Origin of the sequence: Pasteurella canis (genome assembly GCF_900454865.1) — a bacterium.
Taxonomy (GTDB): Bacteria; Pseudomonadota; Gammaproteobacteria; order Enterobacterales; family Pasteurellaceae; genus Pasteurella; species Pasteurella canis.
On record NZ_UGTV01000015.1, the window covers coordinates 339,541 to 359,828 of the forward strand.

10 protein-coding genes, 3 tRNA genes and 3 rRNA genes are annotated in these 20,288 nt (G+C 38.6%); 14 read left to right on the forward strand and 2 right to left on the reverse strand.

Annotated elements, in window-relative coordinates:
• The first annotated feature begins 6 nt into the window (after nucleotides 1-6).
• The 9 genes from spoT (at nucleotide 7) to rrf (ending at nucleotide 11,292) form a co-directional block, all read left to right on the forward strand.
• Entirely contained in the window at nucleotides 7-2,130 is a 2,124-nt protein-coding gene (spoT, locus tag DYE19_RS02290; protein WP_115322474.1) for a bifunctional GTP diphosphokinase/guanosine-3',5'-bis pyrophosphate 3'-pyrophosphohydrolase, read from the forward strand.
• Nucleotides 2,127-4,208 carry an ATP-dependent DNA helicase RecG gene (gene recG, locus DYE19_RS02295; RefSeq protein ID WP_115322475.1) on the forward strand — a complete coding sequence of 694 codons (2,082 nt, stop codon included), beginning with the start codon at nucleotides 2,127-2,129 and terminating at the stop codon, nucleotides 4,206-4,208. The genes spoT and recG overlap by 4 nt, the downstream gene beginning before the upstream one ends.
• Entirely contained in the window at nucleotides 4,201-4,728 is a 528-nt protein-coding gene (locus tag DYE19_RS02300; protein WP_115322476.1) for a chorismate lyase, read from the forward strand. The genes recG and DYE19_RS02300 overlap by 8 nt, the downstream gene beginning before the upstream one ends.
• Complete coding sequence (gene murI, locus DYE19_RS02305) at nucleotides 4,721-5,530, forward strand: glutamate racemase (protein ID WP_115322477.1); 810 nt, start codon at nucleotides 4,721-4,723, stop codon at nucleotides 5,528-5,530. Before DYE19_RS02300 ends, murI begins: the two co-directional genes overlap by 8 nt.
• Before the next feature lie 360 nt (nucleotides 5,531-5,890).
• A 16S ribosomal RNA gene (locus DYE19_RS02310) occupies nucleotides 5,891-7,432 on the forward strand.
• Between the two features lie 81 nt (nucleotides 7,433-7,513).
• Nucleotides 7,514-7,590 (forward strand) — tRNA-Ile (locus DYE19_RS02315).
• 56 nt (nucleotides 7,591-7,646) lie between these two features.
• Nucleotides 7,647-7,722: transfer RNA gene (locus DYE19_RS02320), tRNA-Ala, on the forward strand.
• Nucleotides 7,723-8,107: 385 nt separating this feature from the next.
• A 23S ribosomal RNA gene (locus DYE19_RS02325) occupies nucleotides 8,108-11,005 on the forward strand.
• Between the two features lie 171 nt (nucleotides 11,006-11,176).
• Nucleotides 11,177-11,292 (forward strand): 5S ribosomal RNA (gene rrf, locus DYE19_RS02330).
• The 16S, 23S and 5S rRNA genes sit together here with 2 tRNA genes alongside, the layout of an rRNA operon.
• A gap of 589 nt (nucleotides 11,293-11,881) precedes the next feature.
• Here rrf and DYE19_RS02335 read toward each other — a convergent pair.
• A tRNA-Leu gene (locus DYE19_RS02335) sits at nucleotides 11,882-11,966 on the reverse strand.
• 338 nt (nucleotides 11,967-12,304) lie between these two features.
• Between DYE19_RS02335 and hutX the strand changes: the two genes are divergently transcribed.
• The 4 genes from hutX (at nucleotide 12,305) to rpsO (ending at nucleotide 16,805) form a co-directional block, all read left to right on the forward strand.
• Nucleotides 12,305-12,796, forward strand: a complete 492-nt coding sequence (hutX, locus tag DYE19_RS02340) for a heme utilization cystosolic carrier protein HutX (protein ID WP_115322248.1) — start codon at nucleotides 12,305-12,307, stop codon at nucleotides 12,794-12,796.
• A gap of 22 nt (nucleotides 12,797-12,818) precedes the next feature.
• Nucleotides 12,819-13,337: a heme utilization protein HutZ gene (gene hutZ / locus DYE19_RS02345; RefSeq protein WP_049213874.1), complete on the forward strand. Its 519-nt coding sequence runs from the start codon at nucleotides 12,819-12,821 to the stop codon at nucleotides 13,335-13,337.
• Nucleotides 13,338-13,391: 54 nt separating this feature from the next.
• Entirely contained in the window at nucleotides 13,392-16,358 is a 2,967-nt protein-coding gene (locus DYE19_RS02350; RefSeq protein ID WP_115322478.1) for a TonB-dependent hemoglobin/transferrin/lactoferrin family receptor, read from the forward strand.
• A 177-nt stretch (nucleotides 16,359-16,535) separates the two neighbouring features.
• On the forward strand, nucleotides 16,536-16,805 hold the full coding sequence (gene rpsO, locus DYE19_RS02355; protein WP_021035622.1) for a 30S ribosomal protein S15: 270 nt from the start codon (nucleotides 16,536-16,538) through the stop codon (nucleotides 16,803-16,805).
• Between the two features lie 135 nt (nucleotides 16,806-16,940).
• On the opposite strand, the gene apbC is transcribed toward rpsO, so the two are convergent.
• Nucleotides 16,941-18,053: an iron-sulfur cluster carrier protein ApbC gene (apbC, locus tag DYE19_RS02360; protein ID WP_115322479.1), complete on the reverse strand. Its 1,113-nt coding sequence runs from the start codon at nucleotides 18,051-18,053 to the stop codon at nucleotides 16,941-16,943.
• A 181-nt stretch (nucleotides 18,054-18,234) separates the two neighbouring features.
• On the opposite strand from apbC, the gene metG reads away from it, so the two are divergent.
• Nucleotides 18,235-20,277, forward strand: a complete 2,043-nt coding sequence (gene metG / locus DYE19_RS02365) for a methionine--tRNA ligase (RefSeq protein WP_115322480.1) — start codon at nucleotides 18,235-18,237, stop codon at nucleotides 20,275-20,277.
• Nucleotides 20,278-20,288 lie beyond the last annotated feature (11 nt).

The following is a 20,288-nucleotide window of genomic DNA, read 5'->3' on the forward strand; positions in this document are numbered from 1 at the left end:
TGTCCCTTGTATCTTTTTGAAAGTTTAAATCGCATTATTGAAGCGTATTTACCCCCAGAACAGATCGAATTAGTTAAGCGTGCTTATGTCATTGCGCGTGATGCGCATGAGGGACAGTCTCGCTCAAGTGGTGAACCTTATATTACTCATCCTGTAGCCGTAGCATCTATTATTGCGGAAATGCGTTTAGATCATGAAGCAGTTATGGCAGCATTATTGCATGATGTAATAGAAGATACTCCATACACAGAAGAGCAATTAAAGGCAGAGTTTGGTGCGAGCGTCGCAGAAATTGTTGAAGGGGTTTCAAAACTCGATAAGTTAAAATTTCGTACACGTAAAGAAGCTGCTGCTGAAAATTTCCGTAAAATGATTCTTGCTATGACACGTGATATTCGTGTTGTATTAATTAAATTAGCTGATCGCACGCATAATATGCGTACACTGGGTTCATTACGACCAGATAAGCGTCGGCGCATTGCTAAAGAAACCCTTGAAATTTATAGCCCATTAGCTCATCGCTTAGGTATTGAGCATATCAAAAACGAACTTGAGGATCTTGGTTTTGAAGCAATGCACCCTCAGCGCTATGCAGTATTGCAAAAAGTCATTCAAGTTGCACGTGGTAATCGTAAAGATATGATTCAACGTATTACCAATGAAATTAAAGGACGCTTAGAGGATGTTGGTATTGAGGCTCGTGTTTTCGGACGTGAAAAACACTTATATGCGATTTACCAAAAGATGAAACTTAAAGATCAGCAGTTTCATTCCATTATGGATATTTATGCATTTCGTACTGTTGTAAAGGATGTTGATACTTGTTATCGTGTGTTAGGACAAATGCATAGTTTATATAAACCTCGTCCAAGTAGAGTGAAAGATTATATCGCTGTACCTAAAGCTAATGGCTACCAATCTTTGCATACTTCAATGATTGGGCCACATGGTGTACCTGTTGAAGTTCAGATTCGTACAGAAGAAATGGATCAGATGGCAGAAATGGGGGTAGCCGCACATTGGGCCTATAAAGAAGGTGGAAAAAACGATAGCACGACGGTACAAATTCGTGCGCAACGTTGGCTGCAAAGTCTGATTGAATTACAACAAAGTGTGGGTAATTCTTTCGAATTTATTGAAAGCGTGAAGTCAGAGTTTTTCCCAAAAGAAATTTATGTGTTTACACCAAAAGGGCGGATTGTCGAGTTACCCGTTGGTGCAACTCCAGTTGATTTTGCTTATGCTGTACATACTGACATTGGTCATAGCTGTATTGCTGCAAATGTTGATCGTAAATCCTACCCTCTATCACAAGCGCTTAGCTCAGGACAAACTGTTGATATCATTACACTCCCTAATTCTCAGCCAAGTGCAGGATGGCTAAATTTTGTTGTCACAGCCAAGGCAAGAACTAATATTCGCCATTTTCTCAAACAATTACGAGGTGGAGAAGCGATTAGCTTAGGTAAACGTCAGCTCACTCGTGCTCTAGCACCAACTAAATTAGAGGAGTTAGATAAAGCCAGAGTACAAAGTTTATTGAACGAACTGAAGTTAGAAAATTTTGATGATTTACTGATGGAAATTGGTCTGGGTAATCAAATGAGTGCTGTTATTGCTTATCGTTTACTTGGAGAAGCTATTGAAATTGATACTGATGGTGATATCACGCATAGTAAAGATCATTTTGAAATTAAAAGTGCTGGTGGACTGCTAACAACATTCGCACAATGTTGCCATCCAATTCCAGGTGATCCAATAGTTGCTTATACCAGTTCTGGTAAAGGTCTAGTAATTCATCACGAATCCTGTGCGAACTTAAAACATCGCAAAGAAAATCCTGAGCATTATATGTCTGTTGAATGGGAGAAAAGTGACAATGCGATTGACTTTGAAGCTGAATTACGTATTGAATTGATTAACCAACAAGGTGTTTTACCTAATTTAACTAACACAATTTCTTCTCTAGATAGTAATATTCAAAGTATTTGGACAGAAGAACAAGAAGGTCGTCTTTATCAAATCGTTGTACTATTAACAGTGAAAGATACAAAACACTTGGCTAATATTATTCGTAAGATCAAAGCAATACCTGGTTTTGTTAATATTGAACGCAATATCAATAAATGACAACTCAACTCCTTGATGCAGTACCATTGACCGTACTTTCTGGTGTAGGTACTGCAATTTCTGAAAAATTGAGTAGGATTGGCATCAACAATCTTCAAGATCTACTTTTTCATTTGCCTATTCGTTATGAAGATCGTACAAAAATCACTCCGATTATTGATCTTCAGGTAAATAGCTATGCAACTATAGAAGGACTTGTTCAAACTTGCGAAGTACAATTCGGCAAACGTCCTATCCTTACTGTTTCACTGTCAGATGGCTCATCTAAACTCATGTTGCGTTTTTTTAATTTTAATGCAGGTATGAAAAATAGTTTTCAGCAAGGTGTCCGAATTAAGGCTTTTGGTGAGGTAAGACGTGGGCGTTTTATGTCAGAAATGTATCACCCAGAGTATCAGATTATTCGTGATAATGCGCCACTGGTTTTAGAAGAAAATCTTACACCAATTTATTCTACAACAGAGGGATTAAAACAAAATTCATTAAGAAAATTAATAGATCAAGCGTTAGCTTTACTTGATAAAATTCAAGTACTAGAAATTTTACCTAGTGAATTTAATCCACATCCCTTTAGTTTAAAAGAAGCGATTTATTTTTTACATCGGCCTCCACCAGATATTTCAATTGAAGTTTTAGAAAAAGGGACTCATCCTGCTCAGCAGCGTCTGATTTTTGAGGAATTGTTAGCTTATAATTTAGCGATGCAGAAAGTGCGGTTAGGAACACAACGGTTTTCAGCTTATTCGTTGTACTATCAGACAGATTTAAAACTGCGTTTTTTAGCACAATTACCTTTTCGTCCAACTAACGCACAGATGCGAGTTACACAAGATATTGAACAAGATTTAGCACATATTTATCCTATGATGCGCTTAGTGCAGGGGGATGTTGGTTCTGGTAAAACTTTAGTTGCAGCTATAGCGGCATTACTTGCTATTGATAATGGCAAACAGGTTGCATTGATGGCACCTACTGAAATTTTAGCAGAACAACATGTGACTAATTTCAAATGTTGGTTTGAGCCACTTGGTATAAAAGTCGGATGGTTAACTGGCAAAGTAAAAGGAAAAGCGCGTAAAGTTGAATTAGAAAATATTCAAACTAATCAGGTTCAAATGGTAGTGGGAACGCATGCTCTTTTCCAAGAAGAGGTAGAATTTGCAGATTTAGCATTAGTTATAGTAGATGAACAACATCGTTTCGGCGTTCATCAACGTTTAATGCTGCGTGAGAAGGGAAAAAAAGCACATGTTTATCCTCACCAATTAATTATGACTGCAACACCAATTCCCAGAACATTAGCGATGACAGTTTATGCTGATTTAGATACTTCAGTCATTGATGAGCTGCCACCAGGACGTACGCCTATCACAACAGTAGCAATTTCTGAGGAGCGTCGTGATGAAGTGATTGCACGAGTAAATCATGCTTGTATTAATGAAAAGCGCCAAGCGTACTGGGTTTGTACTTTAATTGATGAGTCTGAGATACTTGAAGCACAGGCAGCAGAAGCTATTGCAGAAGATTTGCGAAAAATCTTACCGCACTTACGTATAGGATTAGTGCATGGGAGAATGAAACCAACTGAAAAACAAGAAATAATGGCTGCATTTAAACATGCAGAGATCGACTTATTAGTTGCTACAACTGTTATTGAAGTCGGTGTAGATGTACCTAATGCGAGTTTAATGATTATTGAAAATGCAGAGCGTTTAGGACTATCTCAGTTACATCAATTGAGAGGTCGAGTTGGGCGAGGGAATACAGCTTCTTTTTGCGTATTAATGTATAAACCACCATTAGGCAAAATTTCACAAAAACGTTTACAAGTATTACGTGATACTCAAGATGGTTTTATTATTTCTGAAAAAGATTTGGAGATTCGAGGTCCGGGAGAGGTACTTGGTACAAAACAAACTGGAATTACAGAATTTAAAGTAGCGAATTTGATTCGGGATCATAAAATGATACCAATAGTACAACATTGTGCAAGCCGTTTGATTGCTGAACGACCTGATGTAGCTGATAGTTTAATTAAACGTTGGCTTAATAATAAAGAGATTTACTCAAATGCATAAGTATTCTAAGTGTTTGCAAGAGGCAAATTGGTTATTTTTTGATAAATCTCATACTCTACAGCCTCCCCTAAATATTCAGAAATGGCTTCTTTTATCTTCTTCTCTCACTGAACAGTTACGATTACATTTTGGCTCAGTAAAAGTGAATGTTTTATCTGAGTATTGGTTAAATAATGTAGCTGAAAGTGAAAGACATTTATTTACAGAATATAAAAGATTTTGGTGTAGAGAAGTATTATTATATACACAAAATAAACCTCTCATTTTTGCGAGGACTCTCATGCCTGATCATTTTTTATTACAACATTTAGAATTACAGCAATTAGGTAATAGAGCGCTTGGAGAATGGTTATTTAACCAACGGAATCGTCAGCGGAAAACATCGCAGTGGGCAAAAATAGAGGAGTTTCAATATGAGACTTATGCAAGACGTACATTAATTGAAGTGAATACTTCTCCAATTATGGTGGCAGAATTGTTCCTTGAACCGCAAATTTTTACTGAGGAAATACATGGATAAACAAACTCAACCAACAATTCTTTTTTTTGATTCTGGTGTTGGTGGATTTAGTGTTTATAAAGAAACAAAGCAACTTTTACCTAATTGTCACTATCTTTACTGTTTTGACAATGAATATTTTCCTTATTCTGAAAAGACTGAGGAAGAAATTATTCAGAGAACATTATCGATCTGTCATAAAATTAATCAAGATTTTCCACTCGATATTATTGTTATAGCATGTAATACTGCTAGTACAGTTGTTTTACCCGTGTTACGTGAATATTTTTCTATTCCCATTGTTGGAACAGTACCAGCAATTAAACCCGCAGCTGAAATTTCTGAAACAAAACATATTGGTTTACTTGCGACAAAAGGTACTGTAAAAAGGGCTTACGTATCTGATTTAATTAAGAATTATGCTAGCTATTGTATAGTTGAAAAGATTGGCAGTACTAAATTAGTTGAAATTGCAGAGCAAAAATTACATGGAAAAAGTACTGATTTGATTACTTTGAAGCAAGAGCTTTTTGCTTGGCAGTCAATTATGGATTTAGATACGATTGTTCTAGGGTGTACACATTTTCCGTTAATCAAAGAGGAAATTGCCCTGTGTTTACCACAAGTTAAGTATTTTATGGACTCAGGTAAAGCAATAGCACTAAGAGTAAAGAACTTATTATCTAATGCAAAAGTGCAGTCAAAAATTTCAGAAAAAAATCTTATTTTTTGTACTCAAAAATTTAACTATGATAGTCAGTTTGAAAATACAATTAATATTTGGGGCTTTGAAGAATTAAATATATTAACTGTAAATGAATAAAAAGAATATTATTGATTATTTTAAATGGGTAGTTGAAAAAATAACCGTTTAATAAAAAAATCAAAAAAAAGCATAAAAAGGGGTTGCGCGATATTTATTTTTGCCTATAATACGCGGCACACAACGACGCGACGTTGTATGGGATAAGAGATTACAAGTTGCGTCGTTGTTTTGTTCTTTAACAATTTATCAGACAATCTGTGTGGGCACTTGTTGATTGATTTCATTTTGAAAAAATTTAATTATTGAAGTCTTGATAGGTGCTTATAACTGAAAATTCATACTGATTTAATATTAAGAGTTTAATATTAAATAGAAGTGTAAACTTTAGCTAAGCAGTTTATTGAGCGATTGAACTTTGAATTGAAGAGTTTGATCATGGCTCAGATTGAACGCTGGCGGCAGGCTTAACACATGCAAGTCGAACGGTAGCAGGAAGAAAGCTTGCTTTTTTTGCTGACGAGTGGCGGACGGGTGAGTAATGCTTGGGAATCTGGCTTATGGAGGGGGATAACTGTGGGAAACTGCAGCTAATACCGCGTATAATCGAGAGATGAAAGGGTGGGACCGTAAGGCCACTTGCCATAAGATGAGCCCAAGTGGGATTAGGTAGTTGGTGGGGTAAAGGCCTACCAAGCCTGCGATCTCTAGCTGGTCTGAGAGGATGGCCAGCCACACTGGGACTGAGACACGGCCCAGACTCCTACGGGAGGCAGCAGTGGGGAATATTGCGCAATGGGGGGAACCCTGACGCAGCCATGCCGCGTGAATGAAGAAGGCCTTCGGGTTGTAAAGTTCTTTCGGTGATGAGGAAGGGGTATTATTGAATAGATAATATCATTGACGTTAATTACAGAAGAAGCACCGGCTAACTCCGTGCCAGCAGCCGCGGTAATACGGAGGGTGCGAGCGTTAATCGGAATAACTGGGCGTAAAGGGCACGCAGGCGGACTTTTAAGTGAGATGTGAAATCCCCGAGCTTAACTTGGGAACTGCATTTCAGACTGGGAGTCTAGAGTACTTTAGGGAGGGGTAGAATTCCACGTGTAGCGGTGAAATGCGTAGAGATGTGGAGGAATACCGAAGGCGAAGGCAGCCCCTTGGGAATGTACTGACGCTCATGTGCGAAAGCGTGGGGAGCAAACAGGATTAGATACCCTGGTAGTCCACGCTGTAAACGCTGTCGATTTGGGGATTGGACTTTATGTTTGGTGCCCGAAGCTAACGTGATAAATCGACCGCCTGGGGAGTACGGCCGCAAGGTTAAAACTCAAATGAATTGACGGGGGCCCGCACAAGCGGTGGAGCATGTGGTTTAATTCGATGCAACGCGAAGAACCTTACCTACTCTTGACATCCTAAGAAGAGCTCAGAGATGAGCTTGTGCCTTCGGGAACTTAGAGACAGGTGCTGCATGGCTGTCGTCAGCTCGTGTTGTGAAATGTTGGGTTAAGTCCCGCAACGAGCGCAACCCTTATCCTTTGTTGCCAGCGATTTGGTCGGGAACTCAAAGGAGACTGCCAGTGACAAACTGGAGGAAGGTGGGGATGACGTCAAGTCATCATGGCCCTTACGAGTAGGGCTACACACGTGCTACAATGGTGCATACAGAGGGCGGCGAGACGGCGACGTTGAGCGAATCTCAGAAAGTGCATCTAAGTCCGGATTGGAGTCTGCAACTCGACTCCATGAAGTCGGAATCGCTAGTAATCGCAAATCAGAATGTTGCGGTGAATACGTTCCCGGGCCTTGTACACACCGCCCGTCACACCATGGGAGTGGGTTGTACCAGAAGTGGATAGCTTAACGGAAACGAGGGCGTTCACCACGGTATGATTCATGACTGGGGTGAAGTCGTAACAAGGTAACCGTAGGGGAACCTGCGGTTGGATCACCTCCTTACCTAAAATGGGACGACAGCAAGTGTTCACACAGATTGTTTGATGAATTGTGTAAATTAGAGAAGTAACCTAAAATCCTGTTGGGTCTGTAGCTCAGGTGGTTAGAGCGCACCCCTGATAAGGGTGAGGTCGGTGGTTCAAGTCCACTCAGACCCACCACTCAATGATGAGTGATAAGCAAATGGGATTCTAGTTGATAGTATTATGATGTAAATGGGGATATAGCTCAGCTGGGAGAGCGCCTGCCTTGCACGCAGGAGGTCAGCGGTTCGATCCCGCTTATCTCCACCAAAAATCATCATTGCTAAATATTTTTGGTTAAGTTTTATTAAGCTTTCAAATAATTAATAACTTAATTATTTGATAAGTTGTTAGTTACTTAATCAATTAAAATATTTAGCAATGATGATAGTAAAACAACTGATATAAAGATGATGTAATGAGTTTTATATTAGGTTGTTTATTTTTGTCTATTAGTTCTTTAAAAAATTGGAAACAAGCTGAAAAACTGAAGAGACTTTCAAGTTTATTGCTTTGTATTTAGAAGTAAGTAATGTAAATATAAAGTGATGAATAACATGAAGTCTGAGTAGAAAAAATCTTGACTGAGAAAAGGCAGTCAAGTGTTTAGTAGTTAATAGCAACATTAAGTATAGAAAAGTACTTGAGGTTGTATAGTTAAGTGACTAAGCGTACACGGTGGATGCCTAGGCAATCAGAGGCGAAGAAGGACGTGCTAATCTGCGAAAAGCTTGGATGAGTTGATAAGAAGCGTTTAATCCAAGATGTCCGAATGGGGAAACCCAGTAGATGAAGAATCTACTATCATTATCTGAATAAATAGGATAATGAGGCGAACCGGGAGAACTGAAACATCTAAGTACCCCGAGGAAAAGAAATCAACCGAGATTCTGTAAGTAGCGGCGAGCGAAAGCGGAGGAGCCAGTAAGTGATAACAACAGAGACAGAGGAATTGGCTGGGAAGCCAAATCACAGAGGGTGATAATCCCGTACTCGAAGTCCAGGTTGTGGTACTAAGTTTACGATAAGTAAGGCGGGACACGAGAAATCCTGTTTGAAGATGGGGGGACCATCCTCCAAGGCTAAATACTCCTGATTGACCGATAGTGAACCAGTACTGTGAAGGAAAGGCGAAAAGAACCCCTGTGAGGGGAGTGAAATAGAACCTGAAACCGTGTACGTACAAGCAGTGGGAGCCCGAAAGGGTGACTGCGTACCTTTTGTATAATGGGTCAGCGACTTATATTTTGTAGCGAGGTTAACTGAATAAGGGAGCCGAAGGGAAACCGAGTCTTAACTGGGCGTTTTAGTTGCAAGGTATAGACCCGAAACCCGGTGATCTAGCCATGGGCAGGTTGAAGGTTGGGTAACACTAACTGGAGGACCGAACCGACTAATGTTGAAAAATTAGCGGATGACTTGTGGCTGGGGGTGAAAGGCCAATCAAACCGGGAGATAGCTGGTTCTCCCCGAAATCTATTTAGGTAGAGCCTTGAGCGGACACCTTCGGGGGTAGAGCACTGTTTCGGCTAGGGGTCCATCCCGGATTACCAACCCGATGCAAACTGCGAATACCGAAGAGTGATACTCAGGAGACACACGGCGGGTGCTAACGTTCGTCGTGGAGAGGGAAACAACCCAGACCGCCAGCTAAGGTCCCAAAGTCTATATTAAGTGGGAAACGAAGTGGGAAGGCTTAGACAGCTAGGATGTTGGCTTAGAAGCAGCCATCATTTAAAGAAAGCGTAATAGCTCACTAGTCGAGTCGGCCTGCGCGGAAGATGTAACGGGGCTAAATATAGCACCGAAGCTGCGGCATCAGAATTTTATTCTGTTGGGTAGGGGAGCGTTGTGTAAGCGGATGAAGGTGAATCGAGAGGTTTGCTGGACGTATCACAAGTGCGAATGCTGACATAAGTAACGATAAAACGAGTGAAAAACTCGTTCGCCGGAAGACCAAGGGTTCCTGTCCAACGTTAATCGGGGCAGGGTGAGTCGGCCCCTAAGGCGAGGCTGAAAAGCGTAGTCGATGGGAAACGGGTTAATATTCCCGTACTTGGATAAACTGCGATGTGGGGACGGAGAAGGTTAGGTTATCGACCTGTTGGATGGTCGTTTAAGGTGGTAGGTGGAGAGATTAGGCAAATCCGGTCTCTTATACAACACTGAGAGCTGATGACGAGGTGCTACGGCACTGAAGTAACTGATACCACACTTCCAGGAAAAGCCACTAAGCTTCAGGTTTATCTAAACCGTACTGAAAACCGACACAGGTGGTCAGGTAGAGAATACTCAGGCGCTTGAGAGAACTCGGGTGAAGGAACTAGGCAAAATAGCACCGTAACTTCGGGAGAAGGTGCGCCGGCGTAGATTGTAAATCCTCGCGATTGAAGGTTGAACCGGTCGAAGATACCAGCTGGCTGCAACTGTTTATTAAAAACACAGCACTCTGCAAACACGAAAGTGGACGTATAGGGTGTGATGCCTGCCCGGTGCTGGAAGGTTAATTGATGGTGTTATCGAAAGAGAAGCTCCTGATCGAAGCCCCAGTAAACGGCGGCCGTAACTATAACGGTCCTAAGGTAGCGAAATTCCTTGTCGGGTAAGTTCCGACCTGCACGAATGGCATAATGATGGCCAGGCTGTCTCCACCCGAGACTCAGTGAAATTGAAATCGCCGTGAAGATGCGGTGTACCCGCGGCTAGACGGAAAGACCCCGTGAACCTTTACTATAGCTTGACACTGAACATTGAATTTTGATGTGTAGGATAGGTGGGAGCCTTTGAAGATGACACGCCAGTGTTGTTGGAGGCGTCCTTGAAATACCACCCTTTAACGTTTGATGTTCTAACGAAGTGCCTGAAACGGGTACTCGGACAGTGTCTGGTGGGTAGTTTGACTGGGGCGGTCTCCTCCCAAAGCGTAACGGAGGAGCACGAAGGTTTGCTAATGACGGTCGGACATCGTCAGGTTAGTGCAATGGTATAAGCAAGCTTAACTGCGAGACAGACAAGTCGAGCAGGTGCGAAAGCAGGTCATAGTGATCCGGTGGTTCTGAATGGAAGGGCCATCGCTCAACGGATAAAAGGTACTCCGGGGATAACAGGCTGATACCGCCCAAGAGTTCATATCGACGGCGGTGTTTGGCACCTCGATGTCGGCTCATCACATCCTGGGGCTGAAGTAGGTCCCAAGGGTATGGCTGTTCGCCATTTAAAGTGGTACGCGAGCTGGGTTTAGAACGTCGTGAGACAGTTCGGTCCCTATCTGCCGTGGGCGTTGGATGATTGAAAGGGGCTGCTCCTAGTACGAGAGGACCGGAGTGGACGCATCACTGGTGTTCCAGTTGTCTCGCCAGAGGCATTGCTGGGTAGCTAAATGCGGAAGAGATAAGTGCTGAAAGCATCTAAGCACGAAACTTGCCTTAAGATGAGTCATCCCTGACTTAGAGTCAGTAAGGGTTGTTGTAGACTACGACGTAGATAGGTCTGGTGTGTAAGCGTTGCGAGACGTTGAGCTAACAGATACTAATTGCCCGAGAGGCTTAACTATACAACGCTCAAGTATTTTTAATACAAGACGACATGTTTCTGACTGTAGGGGTTGGAGAGAAAGGATAGTAGTTCAGCTTGTTGACAATTGAGAATCTTATACTGTACTGGATGAGGGTAGAGTATGAAGATGTGAAGAACGAGATGAGAGTAAATCATCAAACAGGATTATCTTGGCGGCGATAGTGCAGTGGACCCACCTAATTCCATGCCGAACTTAGAAGTGAAACGCTGTAACGCCGATGGTAGTGTGGGGCTTCCCCATGTGAGAGTAGGACACCGCCAGGTAGAAATGAGAGGCCCTAGGTAGAGATACCTGGGGTTTTTTGTTATGGGAAGGAGGGTGAGATAAAGTGGCAGCGGAAAAAATCTAGCTGGAATAAAATCAGATAAAGCTAAAGCAGACAAGACTAAGCAAACCAAATCAAACTAAAACAAAGCTCAGCCTCTTTTTACTTCAGCTTACTTCATTTTATATCTCTTTATATCTCTTCGTTTGTCATTTTACATCCTTTAGTTTAAGTTTATCTTTTCTTCTTTTTCTCTTTACTTTCTTGAGTCATCCCTGACTTAGAATCCGTAAGGGTCGTTGTTAGACTACGTTAGTTTCACTTTATTTCAATTATAAATGTATCAGTGAAGAAGCTTGTTTCAACTCTACACCATCTCAACCAATGTCTATTCAAATAGCCTTTCACTTTAGTCTAACTAATTACATACATATGAACGCTAATATGTAGATAAAATAGTGTGTACTGAGAGGTGAAGTGAGTATTATGGAGGCTTTGGTAAGATATAGAAGAAAAATATTTTATATATAAAAAAGTCACACTTTAAAAAAAAAGAGTGACTTTTTTATTTTGAAACTATTTATCAATGGTGCCTAGGGTCGGACTCGAACCGACACACCCGAAGGCGGTTGATTTTGAATCAACTGCGTCTACCAATTTCGCCACCCAGGCAGCAACGGTGAATAGTCTTCAAAAGTTGTTGGACATTATACCTATTCAATGGTTGGTTACAAGTAAAAAATTATAGTGTGAGTATTAATTGTACTTATTTTCACCGTTTCTATTTTCCATATTGATATTTGAACGTGTTGTAACTCAAATACCTATAAAAAATGGGTGATTGTGCCTCGATTTTTTATCCTAACTCTTCGATATTTATCATATTTTTTTCAAAAAGATGTAAGTTTTTTTTGAAAAAAGTGCCAATCACAAATATAATTAATAATTATTATCAATACTATTATTGAGTGGTTTTTTATAATAGTTTTTTTATTGAGGATCAAAAAACAATGACTCTTAAACAACAAGTTGCAGACTATATTACAGAAAATCCAATGGCAATTACATTGGATATGGCAGCGCATTTTAATCAGCCAGAAGGTAAGATTTTGTGTGCTTTGCCTGATGCTTTTGTACGCATTTTTGCTGGAATAAGAACAGAAGAAATTTTGAGTGAAGTGAGTAAATGGGGGACTTTTACGACTATCATCGAAAAAGAAGGTTCTATTTTTGAAATCAAAGATCGTTTTCCAACAGGCATGATTGGGCGAGGTTATTACAATTTAAATATGAAAGGGGATGAAGGCGCATTACATGGACATTTAAAGTTAGATAATATCGATAAAATTGCTTTTGTTAGTTTACCTTTTCGTGGTAAAGAAAGTTATAACATCGCATTTATCGCTAATAATGGACAAACTATTTTTAAAATTTATTTAGGACGTGATGAAGAGCGTCAATTATTTCCAGAACAAGTAGAAAAATTTAAACAATTTATTTAAGCAGTAAAACTAAGGAAAAACAATGATTACAAATCGTCAAGAAGTATTACAAAATCGTTTAGGACCAGAGATTCAAGAGTTAAAAGCACAGTGTAAAACCATTATGTTAGCAACAGTAGGAGAAGATGGTAATCCTAATGTAAGTTATGCCCCTTTTGCTATTACTAATGGAGAATATCAAGTCTTCATTTCAACAATCGCACGTCATGCTCGGAATTTACAAGAAGTACCAAAAGTTTCATTAATGTTAATTGAGGATGAAAGCAAAAGTCGTCAAATTTTTGCACGTCGTCGACTTTCTTTTGATGCAACTGTGCGAATTATTGAACGTGAAACAGATGAATGGAAAGAGAGTATTGCAGCATTAAAAACAAGGCAAGGTAATTTGATTGATGAGTTATCAAAAATGAAAGATTTTCATTTATTTAGTTTTAAGCCAACTCAAGGTTTATTTGTTAAAGGCTTTGGTCAAGCTTTCCAAGTGAGTAATGATGATCTAGTTAGTTTTGTTCATTTAGACGAAGGTCATTTAGACGGTTAGAAAACTTTTAGCATTATTATTTTAGGGTATATCCATTTATTTCAGGAAAATATTATGACAATTATAGCAAATAAAAAAGTCAAGCTTTCATTGATTACTTTAGCTGTATTTAGTTATTGTGGTTCCGTTTTAGCTGATGAAGAAACTGAGTCATTAGATACCATTACTGTAACTTCTCAACAAGATGCTATAGATATAAAAGAGAAAAAAATTGGTGAGACAGTAAAAACTTCTTCAGTTTTAACGCGTCAGCAAGTTCAAGATAGTCGTGATTTAGTTCGTTATGAGACAGGTGTCAGTGTTGTTGAAGCTGGTCGTTTCGGGTCAAGTGGCTATGCTATTCGTGGTGTTGATGAAAACCGTGTTGCGATTACTGTAGACGGTTTACACCAAGCAGAGACACTCTCTTCACAAGGTTTCAAAGAGCTTTTTGAGGGTTATGGCAATTTTAATAATACAAGAAATAGTGTTGAGGTTGAAACATTAAAAGTTGCGAAGATTGCAAAAGGCGCAGATTCAGTCAAAGTAGGTAGTGGCTCTCTTGGTGGTGCAGTGTTATTTGAGACAAAAGATGCCAGAGACTTTTTAACGGAGAAAGATTGGCATCTTGGCTATAAAACAGGTTATAGTACAGCAGATGATCAAGGGTTGAATGGAGTTACTGTAGCAGGTCGTTATAAATACTTTGATGTATTATTTATGCATACAAAACGCCATGGGCATGAGCTAGAAAATTATGATTATAAATATGCTATGGACATCCAAGGAAAAGAAAGAGAAAAAACAGATCCATATACGATTACTAAAGATAGTACTTTAGTAAAATTCTCTTTTTCTCCAACCGATAACCATCGTTTTACAGTTGCTTCGGACTTATATCAAACTCATACACGTGGTCATGATCGTTCTTATTCCCTACAGCCACAATCTAATTATTTAACTTATGATGAAAAAGAATCTCGTCATTCAAATGATAGAGTGAAACGTAAAAATTTATCATTTACTTATGAGAATTATACAGCGATACCATTTTGGGATACTTTGAAACTGACTTATTCTCAACAAAAAATCACGACCAGAGCGAGAACAGAAGATTACTGTGATGGTAATGAGAAATGTGATTCTTATAAGAATTCGCTAGGATTACAACTAAAAGATGGGCAAATTGTTGATCGCGAGGGCAATCCTATCTGGTTGGATCTAAAAGATGGTACTCATCAAATTTTAGATAAAAATGGTAATCCTTTTGTTGCTGATAAAGGAACAAATAATGCTGCTTTTATCGGTAAACGATTAAGTACATCTGATTTTTGGTTAGATTGTTCTATTTTTAATTGTGAGAAACCTGTAACAACTTATAAATATCGTTATTCATCTGATAAACCTGAAAAAGTAGATGTCATGTTAAATAAATTCATGGATGTTAATGGTAAAAAATTTGCTACTTACGACATGGGATGGGAGCGTCATCATATTATTTTACCTAATTCTCTGGGATATCGTCCTTTTGATTATAAAGAGCGTGATTTGAATACAAACACAAAACAAGTTAATTTAGACCTAACTAAAACTTTTTCTGTATTTGAGATTGAAAATAGTATCTCTTATGGTGGTATTTATTCAAAAACACGCAAAGAAATGATAAATAAGGCGGGTTATAATGGAACTAATCCAACTTGGTGGGCAGAAAGAACATTAGGACAAAACTTTTCAGGCCAATTAAGAGACTGTAAAACAAGTTCATCCTTTAACGGTCTTCTTTGTCCTCGTCATGAACCTAAAACCTCTTTCCTAATTCCTGTGGAGACAACAACCAAGTCATTATATTTTGCAGATACAGTTCAGTTACATGATATATTAAGTGTGGATTTAGGTTATCGTTATGATGCTATTAACTATCAACCAGAATATATTCCAGGTATAACACCTAAGATTGCAGATGATATGGTTAAAGGTTTATTTATACCTTTACATAAAATTGAACCTTGGGCTCCTAGCCCTTATTCTCCTAAATATAATGGAAGTACAGATCCTAAATACCTTGCTGATTTGGCTGAATGGAAAGCTAAAAAAGCAGAAAATGATCAGAATGCAGAAAAAAATATTGCTTATATCGCACAAGAAAAGAAATTTAAAAAGCATTCTTATTCTTTAGGTGCGACTTTTGATCCACTAGATTTTGTAAGACTTCAAGTAAAATATTCAAAAGGCTTTAGAGCACCTACCTCAGATGAATTGTATTTTACGTTTAAGCATCCTGACTTTACGATTTTACCGAATCCAAATATGAAGCCAGAAGAAGCAAAAAACCAAGAAATTGCTTTGACTTTCCACCATGATTGGGGCTTTTTCAGTACAAGTGTATTTCAAACTAAATATCGCCACTTTATTGATTTAGCTTATCTAGGATCACGAAATTTATCTAATTCTGTAGGTGGTCAGGCACAAGCAAGGGATTTCCAAGTCTATCAGAATGTAAACGTAGATCGCGCAAAAGTGAAAGGCGTTGAGATTAATTCTCGCTTGAATATTGGTTATTTCTTTGAGAAGTTAGATGGTTTTAATTTAAGTTATAAATTTACTTATCAAAGAGGACGTTTAGATGGTAATAGACCAATGAATGCAATTCAACCAAAAACCTCTGTTATTGGATTAGGGTATGATCATAAAGAGCAGAGATTTGGTGCAGACTTATATGTAACCCATATTAGTGCGAAGAAAGCTAAAGATACTTATAATATGTTTTATAAGGAACAAGGTTATAAAGACAGTGCAATTAGATGGCGTAGTGATGACTATACGTTGGTTGATTTTGTTACTTATGTAAAACCAGTTAAAAATGTGACTTTACAGTTTGGTGTATATAACTTGACTGACCGTAAATATTTAACTTGGGAGTCTGCTCGTTCAATTAAGCCATTTGGGACAAGTAACTTGATTAATCAAAAAACAGGTGCAGGTATTAATCGTTTTTATTCACCAGGTAGAAACTATAAATTGAGTGCAGAAATTACGTTTTAATTAAACTAGAGAAAGCCTGTTTAGCAGGCTTTCTTTTTTGCTCAAAGTTTGCGGTGAGTTTTTATAAAGATTTTATTGCTTTTATCCTCATCAATGCTAAAATTCACACTCCTTGTCGTGGCTGAATTAGAGATCGGCTAGCGATGTATGTTTAACTTAACTTTTAGGAGTTATCAAATGTCTCTAAGTACAGAAAAAAAAGCAGCAATCGTTGCTGAGTTTGGTCGTGATGCAAAAGATACTGGTTCATCAGAAGTGCAAATCGCTTTATTAACTGCACAAATCAACCATTTACAAGCTCACTTTGCTGAACATAAAAAAGATCACCACGGTCGTCGTGGTTTATTGCGTATGGTTTCTCGTCGTCGTAAACTTTTAGATTATTTAAAACGTACTAATCTTGAGCTTTACACTTCAACTATCGCTCGTTTAGGTTTACGTCGCTAATCTCGATTAGGATATATACCCTAAAAAAGCCCTCAATATTGAGGGCTTTTTTGTTATCTTGTATTAATAAAAGTTTTATAAAAGTCACCGCACTTTTCTGGAGTTAAATGTAAGTGCGGTCGATTTTAGCAAATTTTATTTCACTTCCTTAAACATGATTTCACTTGGAATTACTGAACCTTGCCAGTAAAGTTCTGAGGCAACTTTTTCTGCAAGTTGGATAAAAGATTGTGCAATTTCACTTTCTGGCGTAACCGAAACAGTTGGCGTACCTTTGTCAAGATCTTCACGTAAGCGAATATGTAATGGTTGTTGACCTAACACTTTAACATTGTATTTTTCTGCAATTTTTTCTGCGCCGCCTGTGCCAAAAATAGCTTCGTGGTGACCGCAGTTACTACAAATGTGCATTGACATATTTTCGATAATGCCGAGTACTGGTACAGATACACGTTCAAACATTGCAACACCTTTAATTGCATCAAGTAATGCGATATCTTGTGGTGTAGTGACAACAACAGCACCCGTGACAGGAATTTGCTGTGAAAGTGTTAATTGGATATCTCCAGTCCCAGGAGGCATATCAATCACTAAATAATCTAAATCTGGCCATAAAGTTTCTTGTAGTAATTGACTTAATGCGCTACTTGCCATAGGACCACGCCAAATCGTCGCACTGTCCGCCTCCATTAAGAAACCAATGGAGTTAGCAAATAAGCCATGTGCTTGGATTGGTGTGATATGTTTGTTATCAGGTGAGGTTGGACGTTGATCTGCAACGCCTAACATATGCGGAATTGATGGACCATAAATATCGGCATCTAAAATACCCACTCGAGCACCTTGTTTTTGCAGTGCAATTGCTAAGTTTACAGAGACGGTTGATTTTCCGACACCACCTTTACCTGAAGTCACCGCAATAATATTCTTCACACCTTTGACAGCAGGATGATTATTCGCACGTTTTAATGTCGCAATCTGATAATTTAATTGCCATTTAATTTCTTGGCTTTCGCTTGCTTTAAGTAATGATTCTGTCAGTGCTGATTTAAGTTGCTCAAATCCAGTATTCCATGCAAATGGCATTTGGATTTCGATACGTAATGTATTGCCGCCTTTTTCAATTTTTTTGATAGAGTTTAACGCCACTAAATCTTTTTGTAAGCTTGGATGTTGAAATTGTTTAAATATATTTTGAATCGCCTCTTTTTGACTATCATTTAAACTATCTGAAAATAAAATTCCCATTGATTTTATCCTGTTATTTTTCTGGCTCATTCAAGCCTTAGTTAATCACTCAACAATATTTAACCACGAACCTCTGCAACTGTTAAGCAGAAATGTGGAAAAGAACAGTTAAACTGGAAAAAATACCGTTGATAAGGTAACATAAGCGCCAATTTTTGAGTAAAAAATATAGGAATAATCAATGGCAAATTCAGCGCGAAATATTTTAGTTACTTGCGCCTTACCTTATGCTAATGGCGCAATTCATCTAGGGCATTTACTTGAGCATATACAAGCTGATATTTGGGTTCGTTTTCAGCGTATGCGGGGAAATAATGTACATTTTATCTGTGCCGACGACGCACATGGTACACCGATTATGCTGAATGCGGATAAATTAGGTATTACACCTGAAGAGTTAATTGCACGCTCAAAAGCAGATCATGTGGCTGATTTTGAGGGATTTAATATTAGTTATGATAATTATCATTCAACGCATAGTCCTGAAAATGAAGCGCTAACTGCGGAAATGTATAAAAAGTTACGTACTAATGGTTTCATTAAAAGCCGCACGATTTCACAATTATTTGACCCAGAAAAAGGGATGTTCTTGCCAGATCGTTTCGTGAAAGGCACTTGCCCTAAATGTAAGGCTGAAGATCAATATGGTGATAATTGTGAGGTTTGCTCTTCGACTTATAGCCCAACAGAATTGATCAATCCACGTTCTGTGGTATCAGGCGCTACACCTGTTTTAAAAGACTCAGAGCATTTTTTCTTTGATTTACCTGCATTTGAAGGCATGTTAAAAGAATGGATAAAATCGGGTTCATTACAACCAGAAATTGCTAATAAGATGCAAGAATGGTTTGAGTCGGGTTTACAACAGTGGGATATTTCTCGTGACGCACCTTATTTTGGTTTTAAAATTCCAGATACAGAAGACAAGTATTTCTATGTTTGGTTAGATGCGCCGATTGGCTATATGGCATCGTTTAAAAACCTATGCAATAAGCGCGGTCTAAATTTTGATGATTTCTGGAAAAAAGACAGCACTGCCGAGCTTTATCATTTTATCGGGAAAGACATCGTTTATTTCCATAGCCTGTTTTGGCCAGCTATGTTAGAAGGTTGTGATTTACGCAAACCTACTAACGTATTTGCGCATGGTTATGTCACCGTAAATGGTGTGAAAATGTCAAAATCTCGTGGTACATTTATCCAAGCATCCACTTATTTACGCCATTTAGCGCCTGAATATTTACGTTATTACTACGCTGCAAAATTAAACAACCGCATTGAAGATTTAGACTTAAATCTTGAAGATTTCGTACAACGTTTAAATGCTGATGTTGTGAATAAATTTGTTAATTTAGCTTCCCGTAGTGCTGGTTTTATTACAAAACGTTTTGACGGTAAATTAGCTGCAGAGATCGCTGAACCAGAATTATTAGCAGAATTTGTTGAAAAATCTGCACAAATTGCCACTTATTATGAAGAACGTGAGTTCAGTAAAGTGGTGCGTGAAGTGATGTTATTAGCGGATAAAGCAAATAAATACATCGACGATAAAGCACCTTGGGTGATTGCGAAAGAAGAAGGTCGTGATGCAGAATTACAAGCAGTTTGTTCAATGGCGTTGCAATTATTCCGCGTGTTAGCAATCTACTTGAAGCCAGTTATTCCACAAATTATTGAACGTGCAGAAGCGTTTTTACAAGATGAGTTGAGTTGGAAAAGCCTAAATAAACCATTATTAAATCATCAAATTTTGCCGTTCAAAGCTTTGGCACAGCGTTTAGACTCAAAACATATTGAGGCAATTGTGAGTGAAACGAAAGCACAATTTGAATCCCAACAAGCCGCAGAGAAAGCCAAGACAACTAAAGAACATACTACAATTGAACCAATAGCAGACATAATTACAATTGATGATTTTGCTAAGTTAGATTTACGTGTAGCTAAAGTGATTAAATGTGAAGCTGTACCAGAGTCGAATAAATTATTGCGTTTCGAATTAGATTTAGGCGATCATACTCGTCAGGTCTTCTCGGGTATTAAAGCAGCTTATCAAAAACCAGAAGAACTCGAAGGGCGTTTTGTTATCGTGATTGCAAACCTTGCCGCGCGTAAAATGAAATTTGGTTTATCTGAAGGTATGATTTTAAGTGCAGGTACGGGTGGTAGCGATTTATTTTTACTGGATGTTGATTCAGGTGCAAAAGCAGGGATGCAAGTGAAATAGTTTCCTTGATT